Annotated in this window: 12 protein-coding genes; all 12 read right to left on the bottom strand. The window is 73.9% G+C overall.

All coding sequences use genetic code 11. The features are described from left to right. Positions 1-282: 282 nt before the first annotated feature. The 12 genes from ftsZ to mraZ all read right to left on the bottom strand — a co-directional run bounded on the left by ftsZ (position 283) and on the right by mraZ (position 14,858). Complete coding sequence (gene ftsZ, locus E3Z34_RS05815) at positions 283-1,566, bottom strand: cell division protein FtsZ (RefSeq protein ID WP_134772842.1); 1,284 nt, start codon at positions 1,564-1,566, stop codon at positions 283-285. 125 nt (positions 1,567-1,691) lie between these two features. Next, positions 1,692-2,558 (bottom strand): cell division protein FtsQ/DivIB, encoded by an 867-nt coding sequence (locus tag E3Z34_RS05810; RefSeq protein WP_134772841.1) that lies wholly within the window; start codon positions 2,556-2,558, stop codon positions 1,692-1,694. Further along, positions 2,555-4,042: a UDP-N-acetylmuramate--L-alanine ligase gene (murC, locus tag E3Z34_RS05805; RefSeq protein WP_134772840.1), complete on the bottom strand. Its 1,488-nt coding sequence runs from the start codon at positions 4,040-4,042 to the stop codon at positions 2,555-2,557. The genes E3Z34_RS05810 and murC overlap by 4 nt, the downstream gene beginning before the upstream one ends. Before the next feature lie 5 nt (positions 4,043-4,047). Continuing rightward, a complete protein-coding gene (murG, locus tag E3Z34_RS05800; RefSeq protein WP_202977030.1) occupies positions 4,048-5,154 on the bottom strand; it encodes an undecaprenyldiphospho-muramoylpentapeptide beta-N-acetylglucosaminyltransferase in 1,107 nt (368 codons plus the stop codon). Then, positions 5,151-6,653, bottom strand: a complete 1,503-nt coding sequence (gene ftsW / locus E3Z34_RS05795; RefSeq protein ID WP_134772839.1) for a putative lipid II flippase FtsW — start codon at positions 6,651-6,653, stop codon at positions 5,151-5,153. The genes murG and ftsW overlap by 4 nt, the downstream gene beginning before the upstream one ends. Beyond that, entirely contained in the window at positions 6,650-8,197 is a 1,548-nt protein-coding gene (gene murD / locus E3Z34_RS05790; protein ID WP_420818977.1) for a UDP-N-acetylmuramoyl-L-alanine--D-glutamate ligase, read from the bottom strand. Before murD ends, ftsW begins: the two co-directional genes overlap by 4 nt. Before the next feature lie 79 nt (positions 8,198-8,276). Continuing rightward, the gene (mraY, locus tag E3Z34_RS05785; RefSeq protein ID WP_134772837.1) at positions 8,277-9,392 is read right to left on the bottom strand and encodes a phospho-N-acetylmuramoyl-pentapeptide-transferase; all 1,116 of its coding nucleotides are present in this window, start codon (positions 9,390-9,392) and stop codon (positions 8,277-8,279) included. Beyond that, entirely contained in the window at positions 9,392-10,873 is a 1,482-nt protein-coding gene (locus E3Z34_RS05780; RefSeq protein ID WP_134772836.1) for a UDP-N-acetylmuramoyl-tripeptide--D-alanyl-D-alanine ligase, read from the bottom strand. The genes mraY and E3Z34_RS05780 overlap by 1 nt, the downstream gene beginning before the upstream one ends. Further along, entirely contained in the window at positions 10,870-12,753 is a 1,884-nt protein-coding gene (locus E3Z34_RS05775; RefSeq protein WP_134772835.1) for a peptidoglycan D,D-transpeptidase FtsI family protein, read from the bottom strand. The genes E3Z34_RS05780 and E3Z34_RS05775 overlap by 4 nt, the downstream gene beginning before the upstream one ends. An 18-nt stretch (positions 12,754-12,771) precedes the next feature. Next, positions 12,772-13,224: a cell division protein FtsL gene (ftsL, locus tag E3Z34_RS05770; protein WP_134772834.1), complete on the bottom strand. Its 453-nt coding sequence runs from the start codon at positions 13,222-13,224 to the stop codon at positions 12,772-12,774. After that, on the bottom strand, positions 13,221-14,264 hold the full coding sequence (gene rsmH, locus E3Z34_RS05765) for a 16S rRNA (cytosine(1402)-N(4))-methyltransferase RsmH (RefSeq protein ID WP_134772833.1): 1,044 nt from the start codon (positions 14,262-14,264) through the stop codon (positions 13,221-13,223). Before rsmH ends, ftsL begins: the two co-directional genes overlap by 4 nt. A gap of 207 nt (positions 14,265-14,471) precedes the next feature. Continuing rightward, the gene (mraZ, locus tag E3Z34_RS05760) at positions 14,472-14,858 is read right to left on the bottom strand and encodes a division/cell wall cluster transcriptional repressor MraZ (RefSeq protein ID WP_238695455.1); all 387 of its coding nucleotides are present in this window, start codon (positions 14,856-14,858) and stop codon (positions 14,472-14,474) included. Between the last annotated feature and the right edge of the window lie 24 nt (positions 14,859-14,882).

Below are 14,882 nucleotides of genomic sequence, written 5' to 3'. Positions count from 1 at the left end.
CTCCCCGGCCGGGGCGCCCTTGCACACGGGTTGGTTGGGACAGGCGGCCGGGTTCTGGGAGTACCCCTCTCTCCCAGCCGCATTCAGGATGCACCCAGACTCCGGAGAGCGCAATACCCGGCGGTAGTGAACACCGTCACATCCCGCTACACACTTGAACCACTCAAGGGGCGAGGTCTCTATGCGGGCTCTATACCCCCGCTTTACCTCCCCTTTACCAACGACAGCGGGCAGGTCGCGGCCTCGTGCTGAGGCCGGGACCTGCCCGCCGGGGAGGGTCTGCTACTTGAGGAAGTCGGGCACGTCGAGGTCGTCGCCGTCCTCGAAAATGACCTGGCGCGGGGGCTGCTGCACCGGGGGGCGCTGCTGGGTCGGGGCCGCGGGCTGCTGCTGCGGCACCGCCTGGGCGGGCTGCTGCTGCGGGACCTGGGCTGGGGCCTGCTGGGTCGGCTGCTGCTGGACGGGCTGGGTGCTGTGCTGCTGCGACTGGGCCGGGGCGGCGCCCTGGGGCATCCCCTGCTGGCCGCCGCCGTTGCCGGGGGCGCCGACGGGGCGCTGACCCTGCTGCGGGCGGCCCTGCACCTGACCGAGCGCGCGCTCGTCGGAGCGGGTCTGCGGCGCGCCGCCGTCGAAGCCGGCGGCGATGACGGTGACGCGCACCTCGTCGCCGAGGGAGTCGTCGATGACCGCGCCGAAGATGATGTTGGCCTCGGGGTGTGCGGCCTCCTGCACCAGGCGGGCGGCCTCGTTGATCTCGAAGAGGCCGAGGTCGCTGCCACCCTGCACCGAGAGCAGCACGCCGTGGGCGCCCTCGATGCTCGCCTCCAGCAGGGGGCTCGAGATCGCGAGCTCGGCAGCCTGGACCGCACGGTCCTCGCCGCGGGCGGAGCCGATGCCCATGAGAGCCGAGCCGGCGCCCTGCATGACCGACTTCACGTCGGCGAAGTCGAGGTTGATCAGGCCGGGGGTGGTGATGAGGTCGGTGATCCCCTGAACACCGGAGAGCAGGACCTGGTCGGCGCTGCGGAAGGCGTCAAGCATGGAGACCGAGCGGTCCGAGATCGACAGCAGCCGGTCGTTCGGGATGACGATGAGGGTGTCGACCTCGTCGCGCAGGCTCGCGATGCCGGTCTCGGCCTGGTTGGCGCGCCGGCGGCCCTCGAAGGTGAACGGGCGGGTCACGACACCGATGGTGAGCGCCCCCAGCGACTTGGCGATCTTCGCGACGACCGGCGCGCCGCCGGTGCCCGTGCCGCCACCCTCACCCGCGGTGACGAAGACCATGTCGGCACCGCGCAGCGCCTCCTCGATCTCCTCGGTGTGGTCCTCCGCCGCCCGGCGGCCGACCTCGGGGTCGGCGCCCGCACCGAGGCCGCGGGTCAGCTCGCGGCCCACGTCGAGCTTGACGTCGGCGTCGCTCATCAGCAGGGCCTGGGCGTCGGTGTTGATGGCGATGAACTCGACACCCTTGAGGCCGACCTCGATCATCCGGTTGATGGCGTTGACACCACCACCTCCGATGCCGACGACCTTGATGACGGCCAGGTAGTTCTGCGCTGCGGACACGTTGGACCTTTCAGGGACTGGGAGAACTGTGCTGCGGTGTGTGGTGAGCATACGTGGGGAGTCCTCAACCACCCTCGACCGTCAATCTCAACCTCAGGTCGAGAGACGGGTATGCGGTCCCGCCCTCAGTCGGTCTTCTCGGGCAGACCCGCGACGACCGGGGCGTCGGGGTTGCGCAGGTTGATCCGGAGCGGAGCGGCCCCCTGAGGGTCGACCGCCTCCTGCCCGATAAGGGCCTGCACGACCTGCCACTTCTTCGTGTTGTCCTCGGGCAGCCCCCACTCGAGCGTGACCTGGTCGAGCTTCATGGTCACCTCGCCGTCGTGCGCCACCCGCGGCGCGCCCAGGCGCCCCTCCAGGACGGCCGGGTCCGGCCGCAGCCGCCACAGCTCGGCCAGGCCGTGGACCGTCGTCGGGGCGAGCTCCGCGGGGGGCGTGCCCTGCACGGTGATGAGCGGCAGGCGGCGGCTGGGCTGCTCCACCTGCTCGAAGACCTTCCCGCCGGCGTCGGCCAGCCAGGTCTCCCCGCCGCCGCGCAGCGCCACGACCGGGTCGCGCTCGGTGATCTGCAGGATCACCGAGGAGGGCCACTCCCGCTCGAGGGTGACGCCGGAGATCCGCGGGTCGGCCAGGACGCGCTCGCGCACCCGCGCCTCGGACACGCGCGCCAGCGGCCGACCGTTCGGGATCTGCGCGAGCAGCTCGGCCTCGACCCGCACCTGCTCACGGCCGCCGGTGACGGTGAGGTCCTTCACGACGAAGGCCGCGGAGAAGTAGAAGAGGAAGACCATCCCCGCCGCCAGGGCCAGGACGAGCGAGCTCCACAGCAGCAGGGCGCGCACGTTGGCCCGGCGGTTCCCGCCCCACGCACCCCGCGGAGCGCCCTTCCGGGCACCCGGATGCAGCCGCCCCAGCCATCCCGGCCGCGTCGGGCCGGTGGACGCGGGCGTGGCACCCCGTGCGGCACGCGTCATCGTCGCTCCCCTGCTCATCGGTCGGTCCCTCCTGCGCTCGACGGTCCATCCAGCAGGCTGAGCAGCGCCGGACCGACACCGGTGATGTCGCCGGCGCCGACGGTGACGACCAGGTCGTCGGTCCCGCTCACCAGCTCGGCCAGGGCGGGTGCGGTCTCCGCCAGCGACCCGACCTCGTGCACCTCCGGCGCGTCGGCCCGGTCCCGCAGCAGCCCGGCCAGCAGACCGGAGGTCACCGCCGGGAACTGCTCCTGCGTCTCGCGGGCGCCGTAGACCGGCACGAGCACGACCACGTCGGCTGCGGCGAGACCGTCGGCGAAGCCCTGGGCGAAGTCCCGGGTGCGGGAGAACAGGTGCGGCTGGAAGGCGACGACCAGCCGTCGCCCGGCCGCCGCGCTGCGGGCGGCCCGGACCACCGCGGCCACCTTCGGCGCGTTGTGCGCGTAGTCGTCGACCACCTCGACCCCGTCCCGGGACCGGCCGACCCGCTCGAAGCGTCGGTGCGCCCCGGCGAACCCGGCCAACCCGGCCAGCACCGGCTCGAGCGACAGCCCCAGCCCCACGACCGCCGCGAGCAGCGCGGCGACGGCGTTGTGCACGTTGTGCTCCCCCGGCACCGGCACCTCCACCCGCACGCTCGTGCCCGCAGGGACCGGGCCGAGGTCGCGGGCGAAGGTCAGGGTGCCGGCGGACCGCATACCCTCGCTGCGGACGTCGGTGAGCACCGCGTCGGCCCCCTCGCCGCCCCACCGCACCACGGTGATCCCCTCGGCCCCGGCCCGCTCGGCGAGCCGGGCCGCGCCCGGGTCGTCCGCGGAGGTGACGAGCAGCCCGCCGGGGCCGATGGTGCGGGCGAAGTCGAGGTACGCCTGCTCGACGGCCTCGACGTCGCCCCAGAAGTCGAGGTGGTCGGGCTGGACGTTGGTGACGACCGCGACCCGCGGGTGGTAGGCGAGGAAGCTGCCATCGCTCTCGTCGGCCTCGACGACGACGGGGGCACCGGCGGCACCCGGGTCGGCGCTGGCACCGGTGGCGGCCAGGGGCGCGCCGACGACGTAGCCGGGCCCGACCCCGGCCGCGAGCAGGGCCGTCGTGAGCAGGGCGCTGGTGGTGGTCTTGCCGTTGGCGCCGGCCACGGCCAGCGCGTCGCGACCGTGGAGCAGGGCGGCGATCCCCTGGGCGCGGTGCAGCACGCGCAGCCCGGCGGCGCGGGCGGCGGCGAGCTCGGGGTTGTCCTCCGGGATGGCCCCGGAGATGATCACCGTCTGCGCCCGCCCCAGGTGGGCGGCGTCGTGCCCGACGTGGACGCGGGCGCCGACCGCCTCGAGGGCGCGCAGGGTGGGGCTGTCGGCGCGGTCGGAGCCGGAGACCTCGACCCCGCGGGCCAGGAACATCCGGGCCACCCCGGACACGCCGGAGCCGCCGATCGCGATGAGGTGCACCGCGCCGAGCTCGTCGGCGGGCGGCACGGGGGCGGTGAAGTCGAAGCGGGGTGCGGCCACGGCGCTCACCCGTCCCCGGGGCGCGCGGCCGCCTCGAGCACGAGGTCGACGAGCCGGTCGTCGGCGTCGCGCACCCCGTGGGCGGCGGCGGCCTGCGCCATCCGCCCGAGGGTGGTCGGGTCGGTGACCAGCGGTATGACGTCCGCCCGCACCCAGTCGGCGCTCACCGCGGCGTCCTCGACCAGCCGCCCGCCGCCGGCGGCGACGAGGTCGGCGGCGTTGAGGCGCTGCTCGCCGTTGCCGATGGGCAGCGGGACGTAGACCGCGGGCAGGCCGACCGCGGCGAGCTCGCACACGGTGCCGGCGCCGGCCCGGCAGACGGCGAGGTCGGCGGCGGCGTAGGCGAGGTCCATCCGGTCGGTGTAGGCGAGCGCGACGTAGCGGGTGCCGTCGGCCGCGGGCGCTGGTGCCTCGACCTCCTTACCGGCCCCGGTGAGATGCAGCACCTGCACCCCGGCGGCCAGCAGGTCGGTGCCTGCGGCGGCGAAGGCCTCGTTGAGCCGCTGGGCGCCGAGCGAGCCGCCCGAGACGAGCAGGGTGGGCCGGTCGGCCTCGAGGCCGAAGTGCGCGCGGGCCTGCTCGCGGGTGGCCGCCCGGTCCAGGTCGCGGATCTCCGCGCGCAGCGGCAGACCGACCAGCGTGGAGTGCGGCAGGCGGGTGCTGGCGAAGGTCGTGGCGACCCGCCGGGTGAAGCGGGCGCCGAGCCGGTTGGCCAGCCCGGCGCGGGCGTTCTGCTCGTGGATGACGATCGGCACCCCGGCGCGACGGGCCGCGAGGTAGGCCGGGGTCGCGACGTAGCCGCCGAAGCCAACGACCACGTCGGCGTCGATGTCGCGGATGGCGGTGGCGGCCGCCGCGACGGCCCGGCCGAGGTTGCCGGGGAAGCGCAGCGCCGCGGCACCAGGGCGACGGGGGAAGGGCACCTTGGGCACCAGGGTGAGGTCGTAGCCGCGCTCGGGCACCAGTCGGGTCTCCAGGCCCTCCGCGGTGCCGAGGACGATGATCCGCACGTCGGGTAGGCGTCGGCGCAGCGCGTCGGCCGTGGCCAGGAGGGGGTTGACGTGACCGGCCGTGCCGCCCCCGGCGAGCACGACGGACAGGGGTGCGGTCACCGGCTCCCCCTGGGCCGGGTGCGCGACCCGGGGCGCGTCGCAGGGACCCGGCCAGCGGCCTTCTTTGGCGCGGACTTCCGCGCCGCGCTCTTCGCCGGAGGCGCCTCGCGCGTCGACGCGGCAGCGGGCCGGGAGCCGGCGGTGGCGCCGGAGCGGCGAGGCGCCGGGCGGCGGGCCGGGGCGGGGCCACGCCCGTCGGGCACGGCCGACAGGGTGTGCCGCAGGGTGGAGGTGCGGCCGCCCATCCGCTCCTGGGCGCCGGGCAGGTTGCGGGCGAGGGCGAGCAGGAGACCGATGCCGATGAGGGCGGCGACGAGGGCCGACCCGCCGCTGGAGACCAGCGGCAGCGGCACGCCGATGATGGGGAACATTCCGATGACCGAGCCGATGTTGATCATGGCCTGGCCCAGGAACCACACCATGAGCCCGGCGGCCGCGAGGCGGGTGAACATGTCCTCGGACTGGGAGATGATCCGGTAGCAGGCGTAGGCCAGCACGGCGAAGAGGACGAGCACGGAGATCGTGCCGGGGAGGCCGAACTCCTCGCCGATGATCGCCAGGATGAAGTCGTTGTGCGGCTCGGGCAGCAGCTCCCACTTCTCCCGCGACCCGCCGGGGCCCAGACCCCACCAGCCGCCGTCGGCCAGGGCGTACTCGGCGTGGATCTTCTGGAAGCACCCGGGGGCGGAGTGCGGGTTGTCGCAGATGCCGCCGATCCAGGTCTGGATGCGGGCCATCCGGTTGGCGCTGTCGGCGGCGAGGAAGGCGACGCCGGCGACGGCGATCGCACCCATCCCGACGAACCACTTCGCCGGCAGCCCGGCGGCCCAGAGCAGCCCGACGAGGATGCCCAGCATGATCATGCCGGTGCCGAGGTCGTTGCCCTGCAGGACGAGCCCGACCAGCACCACGCCGAAGGGCAGGACGAGGGGGACGAGCGCGTGGATCGGCTTGTGGATGACCCGGCGCTTGGTGGCCAGCACCGCCGCGCCGAAGATGACGAGGGCGACCTTGCCGAACTCCGAGGGCTGCAGGCTGCGGTTGCCGATCTGGATCCAGTTGCGGTTGCCCTGGAACTCGTCGAGCCCCAGCGGGGAGAAGACGAGCAGCTGGAGCGCGACGGCGAGGAAGACCGCCGGCCACGCCAGCTTCTTCCACCACGCCAGCGGCAGGCGGGAGCCGACGACCGCGAGGGCGACCCCGCCGACGGCGTAGACCAGCTGGGACAGGAAGACGGTGTAGGAGCTGCCGCTGTCGACGTAGGAGCCGACGCTGCTGGCCGACAGCACCATGTAGAGGCCGAACGCGGTCAGCACCGAGGCGCTGACGAGCACGAGGTAGTAGGGCGCGACGGGCGAGCGCAGCCACTCCCCCACGGACTGCACCGACCAGCCCCCCTCGGGCGCGGCGACGCTGCGGGTGACCGTGTCGGCGGTGCGAGTGCTGCCGGCGGGACGGGAGGGTCGCTGACCCGGGCGGCTGCGGGTGGGGGCCGTCACGACCCCTCCCCGCTCACCCCGAGGTGCCGGCGCACCGCCGCGGCGAAGACGTCGCCGCGGCTGCCGTAGCTGGGGAACATGTCGAGGCTGGCCGCGGCGGGAGCCAGGAGCACCACGTCACCGGGGCGGGCGAGCGCCGCGGCCCGCGCGACCACGTCGTCCATCAACCCCTGCAGAGCCAGCATGTCCCCATGGTCGGCGACGCCGACGTCTTCCACGGGGACATCCGGCGCGTGTCGGGCGAGCGCCTCGGCGATCCGCCCGCGGTCGGCGCCGAGCAGCACCACGGCCCGCAGCCTTCCCGCGACGTCGGCGACGAGCTCGTCGACGTCGGCGCCCTTGAGCTGGCCGCCGGCGACCCACACGACGTGCGGGTAGGCCAGCAGGGCAGCCTGGGCGGCGTGCGGGTTGGTGGCCTTGGAGTCGTCGACCCAGGTCACGCCGCCGCGCTCGGCCACGACCGCGGTCCGGTGGGCGTCGGTGCGGAAGGCCCGCAGGCCGTCCCGGACGGCGGCCGGGGTGATGCCGGCGGCTCGGGCCAGGGCGGCGGCGGCCAGGGCGTCGGCGACCAGGTGCGGGGGTGGCGGGGTGGAACCGTCCCCGCCGGACGCGCGGGACAGGTCGGCGAGCGTGCCGAGCTCGGCGGCCGAGGTGCGCCGCTCCTCCACGAAGGCCCGGTCGGCGAGCACGTCGTCGACCAGCCCGACCATCGACAGCCCGGGCGTGCCGAGGGTGAAGCCGACCGCCCGGCAGCCCTCCACGACCTCGGCCTCCTCCACCATCGCCTCGGTGCGGGCGTCCTGGACGTTGTAGACGCAGGCGACCTGGGTGCGCTCGTAGACGCGGGCCTTGGCCGCGGCATACCCCTCCAGTGAGCCGTGCCAGTCGAGGTGGTCCGGCGCGAGGTTGAGCACGCACGAGGCGAGCGGGCTCATGGAGTAGGTGTGGTGCAGCTGGAAGCTGGACAGCTCGACGGCGATGACGTCGTAGGGGTCCGGGTGCTGCACGGCGTCCAGCACGGGGGTGCCGACGTTGCCGACGGCGATGGCCCGCAGCCCGGCGGTCTGCAGGATCATCTCCAGGATCTGCACGGTGGTCGTCTTGCCGTTGGTCCCGGTGACCGCCAGCCACGGCGCGGCGCCCACCCGGGGGCGCAGGCGCCAGGCGAGCTCGACCTCGCTCCAGACCGGTATGCCGCGCTCCGCCGCCGCCCGCAGCACCGGGTGGTCGGGGCTCCAGCCGGGCGAGGTGACCACGACGTCCACGTCCAGAGGTGACACCGGGTCACCGGGCGACCCAGCGACACCGGGTGGTTCACCGGGCGCACCAGCGACACCTGGTGGTTCACCAGATGAACCACTGTCACGTCCCTCGCCGGCCACGGGCCACCCTGCGACGTGCTCCGGGCCGAGGCGGACGTCGGCGCCGAGGATGCCGAGGATGCCGGCCTGGGTCTGCTGCCGCTCGCTGGCGTTGCCGGTGTCGAGGACGGTGACGACCGCGCCGTGCTGCAGGAGGGCGTCGGCGACCGCGAAGCCGGTCACCCCGAGCCCGGTCACGAGGGCGCGCAGGCCGGCCCAGTCGGCGTCCCGTGGGTGAGGGTCTCGAGTCGGGATGCCGCGGTCACAGGTTGGCCACCCACTCGCCGTAGAAGAGCGCGAGCCCGACGGCCACGCACATGCCGGCGACGATCCAGAAGCGGATGACGATGGTCACCTCGGCCCAGCCGAGCAGCTCGAAGTGGTGCTGCAGGGGAGCCATCCGGAACACCCGTCTACGCGTGAGCTTGAAGGACGCGACCTGGATGATGACCGACAGGGTGATCATGACGAAGAGCCCGCCGAGCACCGCGAGCAGCAGCTCGGTGTGGGTGGTGATCGCCAGGCCGGCGAGCCCGCCGCCGAGGGCCAGCGAGCCGGTGTCGCCCATGAAGATCTTCGCCGGCGCAGCGTTCCACCACAGGAAGCCGAAGCAGGCACCGGCCACCGAGCAGGCGACGACCGCCAGGTCGAGGGCGTCGCGCACGTCGTAGCAGTTGGGGCCGGGGGCGAGCTGGCAGTTCTGGTTGTACTGCCAGATGCCGATGACGGTGTAGGCGCCGAAGACCATGACGCTCGCGCCGGTGGCCAGGCCGTCGAGGCCGTCGGTGAGGTTGACGCCGTTGGAGGCCCCGGCGATGAGGACGTTGGCCCACAGGATGAAGAGGATCACGCCCAGCACCGGGCCGGCGAAGGCCAGGTCGATGCTCGTGTCGCGGACGAACGAGATCGCCGTCGAGGCCGGGGCCCGGGTGCTGTCGCCGGTCACGAGCAGCGCGAGCAGCGCGAAGATCACCGCGATCACCGTCTGGCCGGCGAGCTTCTCGATCGAGGTCAGACCCAGGCTGCGCTGCTTGGAGATCTTGGTGTAGTCGTCGAGGAATCCGATGAAGCCCAGGCCGGTGATGAGAAAGAGCACGAGCAGCGCCGACAGCGTGAACCGGCTGTGGGTCACCTCGAGCATCCCGGTCGCGTCGAGCAGGATGAGCAGCAGGTGGGAGACGACGTAGCCCAGCAGCGTCGCGGCGATGATGACCGCGCCGCCCATCGTGGGGGTGCCGCGCTTGGTGTGGTGGGAGGTGGGTCCGTCGTCGCGGATGAACTGCCCGTAGCCCTGGCGCACGAGGAACCGGATGAACAGGGGCGTGCCGAAGAGCGCCACGAGCATCGCGACCCCGCCGGCGAGGACGACGTTGACCATCAGCCCTCCCCTGCCGCGAGCTCGTCACCCAGCAGGCGCAGCCCGGAGTCACGGCTGCTCTTGAGCAGGACGACGTCGTCGGCGGTGAGCATCCCCTCCAGGACGGTCCGGGCCTCGTGCCGGTCGGCGACCGTGGTCGCGGCGACCCCTCCGGCGGCGAGGTATGCGGTGGCGGCCGCGGCGGCGAGGTCGCCCACCGCGACGAGGTGGTCGATCCCCAGCTCCGCGGCCAGGGTGCCGATCCCGGCGTGCTCGGCCTCGGAGGCGTCCCCCAGCTCCAGCATGCCGCCGAGGGCGACGACGAGCCGGCCGCTGCTGCGCCGCATCGCGGCCAGCGTCTGCAGGGCGACCCGCATCGAGTCGGGGTTGGCGTTGTAGGCGTCGTTGATGACCGTCACGCCGTCGGGGCGGTCGGTGACCTGCATCCGGCCCGGGGAGCGCGGGACCGCCCGGCCGAGCGCCTCCACGACGGCGGACCAGGACATCCCCCACTCGTGGGCGACGGCCGCGACCGACAGGGCGTTGCCCACGTGCTGCTCCCCCACCAGGCGCAGGCTGACCGGGAGCGGCTGTGCGGGGTCCGCACCGGTCCCGCCGCGGGGCGGGTGCAGGAGGAAGGAGGCCCGCCCGCGCTCGTCGAGGCGCACCTCGCTCGCGCGGAGCTGGGCGTGGTCGGCGCGCCCGACGGTCATCACCCGGGCGCCCACGGAGCGGGCGATGCCCTCCATCCGGGCCACGGCCGGGTCGTCGGCGTTGAGCACCGCCAGCCCGCCGGGCCGCAGGGCCGCCACCAGCTCGGACTTGGCCTCCGCGATCGCCTCGCGGGAGCCGAACTCCCCGAGGTGGGCGGTGCCGACGTTGAGGACGACCGAGACCAGCGGCGGGGCGATCTGGGTCAGGTGGGCGATGTGACCCCGGCCCGAGGCCCCCATCTCGGCCACGAGGTAGGCGGTCCGGTCGGTGAGCCGGCAGACGGTGAGCGGGACCCCGACCTCGGAGTTGTAGGACGCCTCGGGCGACAGGGTCGGGCCGAGCTCCTCGAGCACCTGGGCCATGAGGTCCTTGGTCGAGGTCTTGCCCGAGGAGCCGGTGATCGCCACCGTGCGCAGGCCGCCGGCGGCGTCGCAGCGGTCGTGCACCTCCCGGGCCAGGGCGGCGAAGGCCCGGGTGACGGCGTCGTAGGGCGGTCGGTCGGGGCGGCCGGAGATCCGCGCGGGGTCCTCCTCGACCACGACGCACGGCAGCTCGTCGACGACCCGGTTGGTGAGGGCGGCGACCGCGCCCGCGGCCGCCGCGGCGGCGAGGTAGTCGTGGCCGTCGGCGTTCTCCCCGCGCCGGGCGACGTAGAGGCCACCGGGGCCGACCTCGCGGGAGTCGGTGACGACCGGGCCGGTGACGCGCAGGTCACGCACCTCCGCCGTGTCGGGATGCACGTGCCCGCCGGTCACCTGCGCGATCTCGCGGAGGCTCAGGGGGATCACCCACCGGTCCTTTCGTCCTTGATGGCGATGTCGTCCAGTCGAAGGCCCGGCTGGTCCGGCACCGGGTCAGAAGGATCGTAGTCGAGCGCGACCTCGGCGGGCGGCGTGGAGGCGGGCGGGATGCCCGCCTTAGTGAGCGTGTAGCGCATGACGTCGGAGAAGACCGGGCCGGAGATGACACCGCCGAACTCGCTGATCTTGTTGGGGCGCTGGATGACGACGGCCACGGCGTACTGCGGGTCGTCGACCGGGGCGAAGCCCATGAAGCTCGCCGTCGTGCCGCCCTCGTAGCGCCCCGTCTCCGGGTCGATGCGCGTCGCCGTGCTGGTCTTGCCCGCGACGTGGTAGCCCGGGACGGCGGCCGTCGGGGCGGTGCCGCCGGTGGACGGCACGGCCGTCATCGCGTGGGTGAGCTCGGCGGCGGTCTCCTCGCTGACCACCCGCCTGCCCTCCGGGACCGGCTGCTCGTGGTAGCGGCCCTCGGTGTCGACCGTGCCCGCGACCAGGCTGGGGGGCAGACGGACGCCGCCGTTGGCGATGGTCTGGAAGACGCCGAGCTGCTGGAGCATGTTGCCCGACAGGCCCTGCCCGAACATGAAGGTGTAGCGGGTCGTGGCGCTCCAGATCTCCGGGTCCGGGACCAGACCGGGCGACTCGCCCGGCAGGTCGAGGCCGGTGTACGACCCCATACCGAACTTCAGCGCCCAGTCGTGCAGCTGCTCGTCGGTGAGCTTCTCGCCGTAGAGGATCGTGCCCTTGTTGGAGGAGTTGGCCAGCACGCCGGCGAAGGTGAGGTGCTGGACCGGCTTCTCGGTCGCGTCCTTGAAGGAGGCGCCGCCGCGGCGAACGCGCACGGGGACCTCGATCGGGGTGTCGAGCTCGACCAGGCCCTCCTCGAGCGCGGCCGCGGCGGTGATGAGCTTGGACGTCGAGCCCGGCTCGTAGACGTCCTCTACCGCGGCGTTGCGCAGGTCCTCGGGCTTCTCCGGTGCCTTGTCGGGGTCGAAGCCGGGGTAGCTGGTCAGGGCCACGAGACGGCCGGTGCGGACCTCCATGACGGCGATGTAGCCGCCGAGCGCGTCGGCCTCCTTGACCCGCTTCTCCAGGGCGTTGTACGCGTACCACTGCAGGTCGGCGTCGATGCTGAGGCGCAGGTCCTCCCCCGGCTGGGCCGGGGTCTCCTCGTAGAGACCGGTGCTGATCATCTGGCCGTTGCCGCCGGCCTCGTAGACCGCCTCGCCCGGCACGCCGGTGAGGGAGTCGTGGTAGACGAGCTCGTAGCCGCCGGCCGGCACGTCGCCGGCGCCGATCCAGCCCACCACCGGGGAGACCGCCTCCCCGAGCGGGTAGTCGCGGCGCATGAGGTCCTCGGCGGCCAGGCCGGGCACGCCCTCGGCGAGCAGCTCCTGCCACTGCTGGGGCGAGGCGTCGGGGACGAGCACCGCATACTTCTCGCCGAGCGGGTTCTCCAGGCGCTCGAGGACGTCGGCACGGTCGGCGCCGGTCACCTCGGCGACGACGTCGGCCGCCGCGGCGAAGCCCTCCCCCACGACCTCGCCGTCGACGCGCCGCTTGTAGTCCACGACCAGCGTCGGGTCGGCGATGATCCGCTTGCGCTCGACGGAGACGGCCAGCTCGGCGCCGTGCACGTCGGTGATGGTGCCGCGGGCGGCCGGGATCGCCTTGACCTGGAGCCGCTGGCCCAGCGCGGCGGCGGAGACGCTGCCGGCGTCCAGGCCCTGGAGCCGGACGAGCTGGGCCGCGAAGAGGCTCAGGACGACCAGGACGCCGAGGAAGAGGACACGCGCCCGCCGGGCGGGGTGGACGACGCCGGGAGCCACGGCCCCCTGGGGGCGGCGGGCAGTGCGCGGTGCTGCCACTGGCTGCTTACCCTTCGGTCAGTCGTCCTTCGGAAGCGGGATGCCCGTCGAGGGCAGATCCACGGTAAGCGTGCGACCGTCCACCACCTTGGACGCCACGCCGGAGATGGACCCGTCGGACAGCCGCAGGGTCGCGGTGGAGGTGGCGGGCACCATCTCGAGCCGCTTGGCCTCGGCCGCCAGGCTCTCGGTCGACTGCTTGCGCGCGAGCTCCTCCTCCAGGGTGACCTTCTGGTCGTGCAGGGCGGTGGCCTCGACCTGCAGCGAGCCCAGGACGAAGGAGCCCTCCGCGCGGACCGTGTTGAGGACGAGCACCCCGCTGAAGGTGAGGGCGACGAGAAACGCGCAGAGCAGCGCGAAGGCGGTGCTGCCCCCGGTCGTGGGGGCGGCGTCGACGACCCGGGTGCGGGTGCGCGTGCGGGTCGACAGACCCGCCCGGCCCAGGGGGGTGGAGATGGTCAGCTGGCTCATGGGCGGCCCTCCGGTGCGGTCGGGGTGGAGTCACGGGTCTGGTCACGGGTGTCGGCGGCGGTCTGCGGTGCCTGGTCGGGGGTGCTGCGGGTGCGCTCGGCGGCGCGGAGGCGGACCGAGGCAGAGCGCGCATTGGCGGCCTGCTCGGCCGCGTCGGCCTGCTCGGCGCCGCGGACGAGCAGCCGCAGCCAGGGCCGCTGCTCCGGAAGCTCCACGGGCATGCCGGGAGGGGCCGAGCTGGTGGCGCCGGCGGCCAGCGCCTGCTTGGTGATGCGGTCCTCGAGCGAGTGGTAGGACAGGACGACGATCCGCCCGCCGACCGCGAGCGCGCGCAGCGCCGCGTCCATCCCGCGCGCCCACACCGACAGCTCGGCGTTGACCTCGATGCGCAGCGCCTGGAAGGTGCGCTTGGCGGGGTGGCCGCCGCTGCGCTGGGAGGCGGCGGGCACGACGTCGTGGAGCAGCTCGACCAGCGGGCCGGAGGTGGTGAACGGCTCGACCTCGCGCCGGCGGACGATCGCGCGGGCGATCTGCCGGGCGGAGCGCTCCTCGCCGTAGTCGCGCAGCACCCGGGCGAGGTCGCGCGCCTCGTAGGTGTTGAGCACGTCGGCGGCGGTGGGGCCGGTGGACTGGTCCATCCGCATGTCCAGGGGCGCGTCGGTGCGGTAGGCGAAGCCGCGGTCGGTCTCGTCCAGCTGCAGCGACGAGACGCCCAGGTCGAAGAGGATGCCGTGGGCACGCGGCAGACCGAGGTCGGCCAGGACGCCCGGCACGTCGTCGCTGACGTCGTGCACCGGGACGAACCGGTCACCGAAGGGCGCCAACCGCTCGGTGGCGAGGGCCAGCGCCTGCGGGTCGCGGTCGATGCCGACCGCCCGCGCATGCGGGCAGGCCCGCAGCACCGCCTCGGTGTGCCCGCCCATCCCCAGCGTGCCGTCGACGAAGACCGACCCGGGCTCTGCGAGCGCGGGGGCGAGCAGCTCGACGCAGCGCTCGAGCAGCACCGGCACGTGGCGGTCGGAGGTGGGGGTGCTCGGCATACGGTGCTGGTCCCACGCGGCGAGGAAGGTGAGGGAGGGCCCCGGTCCCGGGCCCTGGTCCCCCACCGTCCACCGGGTCCTGGCGCCCGGCCCGGGGGAAGTCGGGTCGGGAGCCGTGTCTCGGTGGGAGCGGCCCGGCTCCGGGGAAGAGGAGTCGGGGCGCGGGTGGACGGGGGGAGACCAGGGTCAGGGCGGCGGTGCGCCGGCTCACATCAGCCCGGGGACCACCTCCTCCGAGCGCTCGGAGTAGGCCTGCTCGGTCTCGGCGAGGTAGGTGCTCCACGCCTCGGTGTCCCAGACCTCGACCCGGTCGCCGGCACCGATGACGGTGCAGTCCGACCGGAGCCCGGCGTAGGTGCGCAGCATCGGCGGGATGGTGATGCGGCCCTGCTTGTCAGGGACCTCGTCGGAGGCACCGGAGAGGAAGACGCGCTGGTGGTCGCGGACGGCCTTGGAGGTGGTCGGGCTGGCCTGCCACTGCGCGGCCATGGCCTCGAAGTCGGCCTGGGCGTAGATGAACAGGCACCGCTCCTGGCCGCGGGTGATGACCAGGCCGTCGGAGAGCTTGTCGCGGTACTTCGCCGGGAGGATCATCCGCCCCTTGTCGTCGAGCCGCGG

This window comes from Ornithinimicrobium flavum, from assembly GCF_004526345.1.
Classification (GTDB): Bacteria; Actinomycetota; Actinomycetes; order Actinomycetales; family Dermatophilaceae; genus Ornithinicoccus; species Ornithinicoccus flavus.
This window is presented reverse-complemented; position numbering and strand designations above follow the sequence as displayed.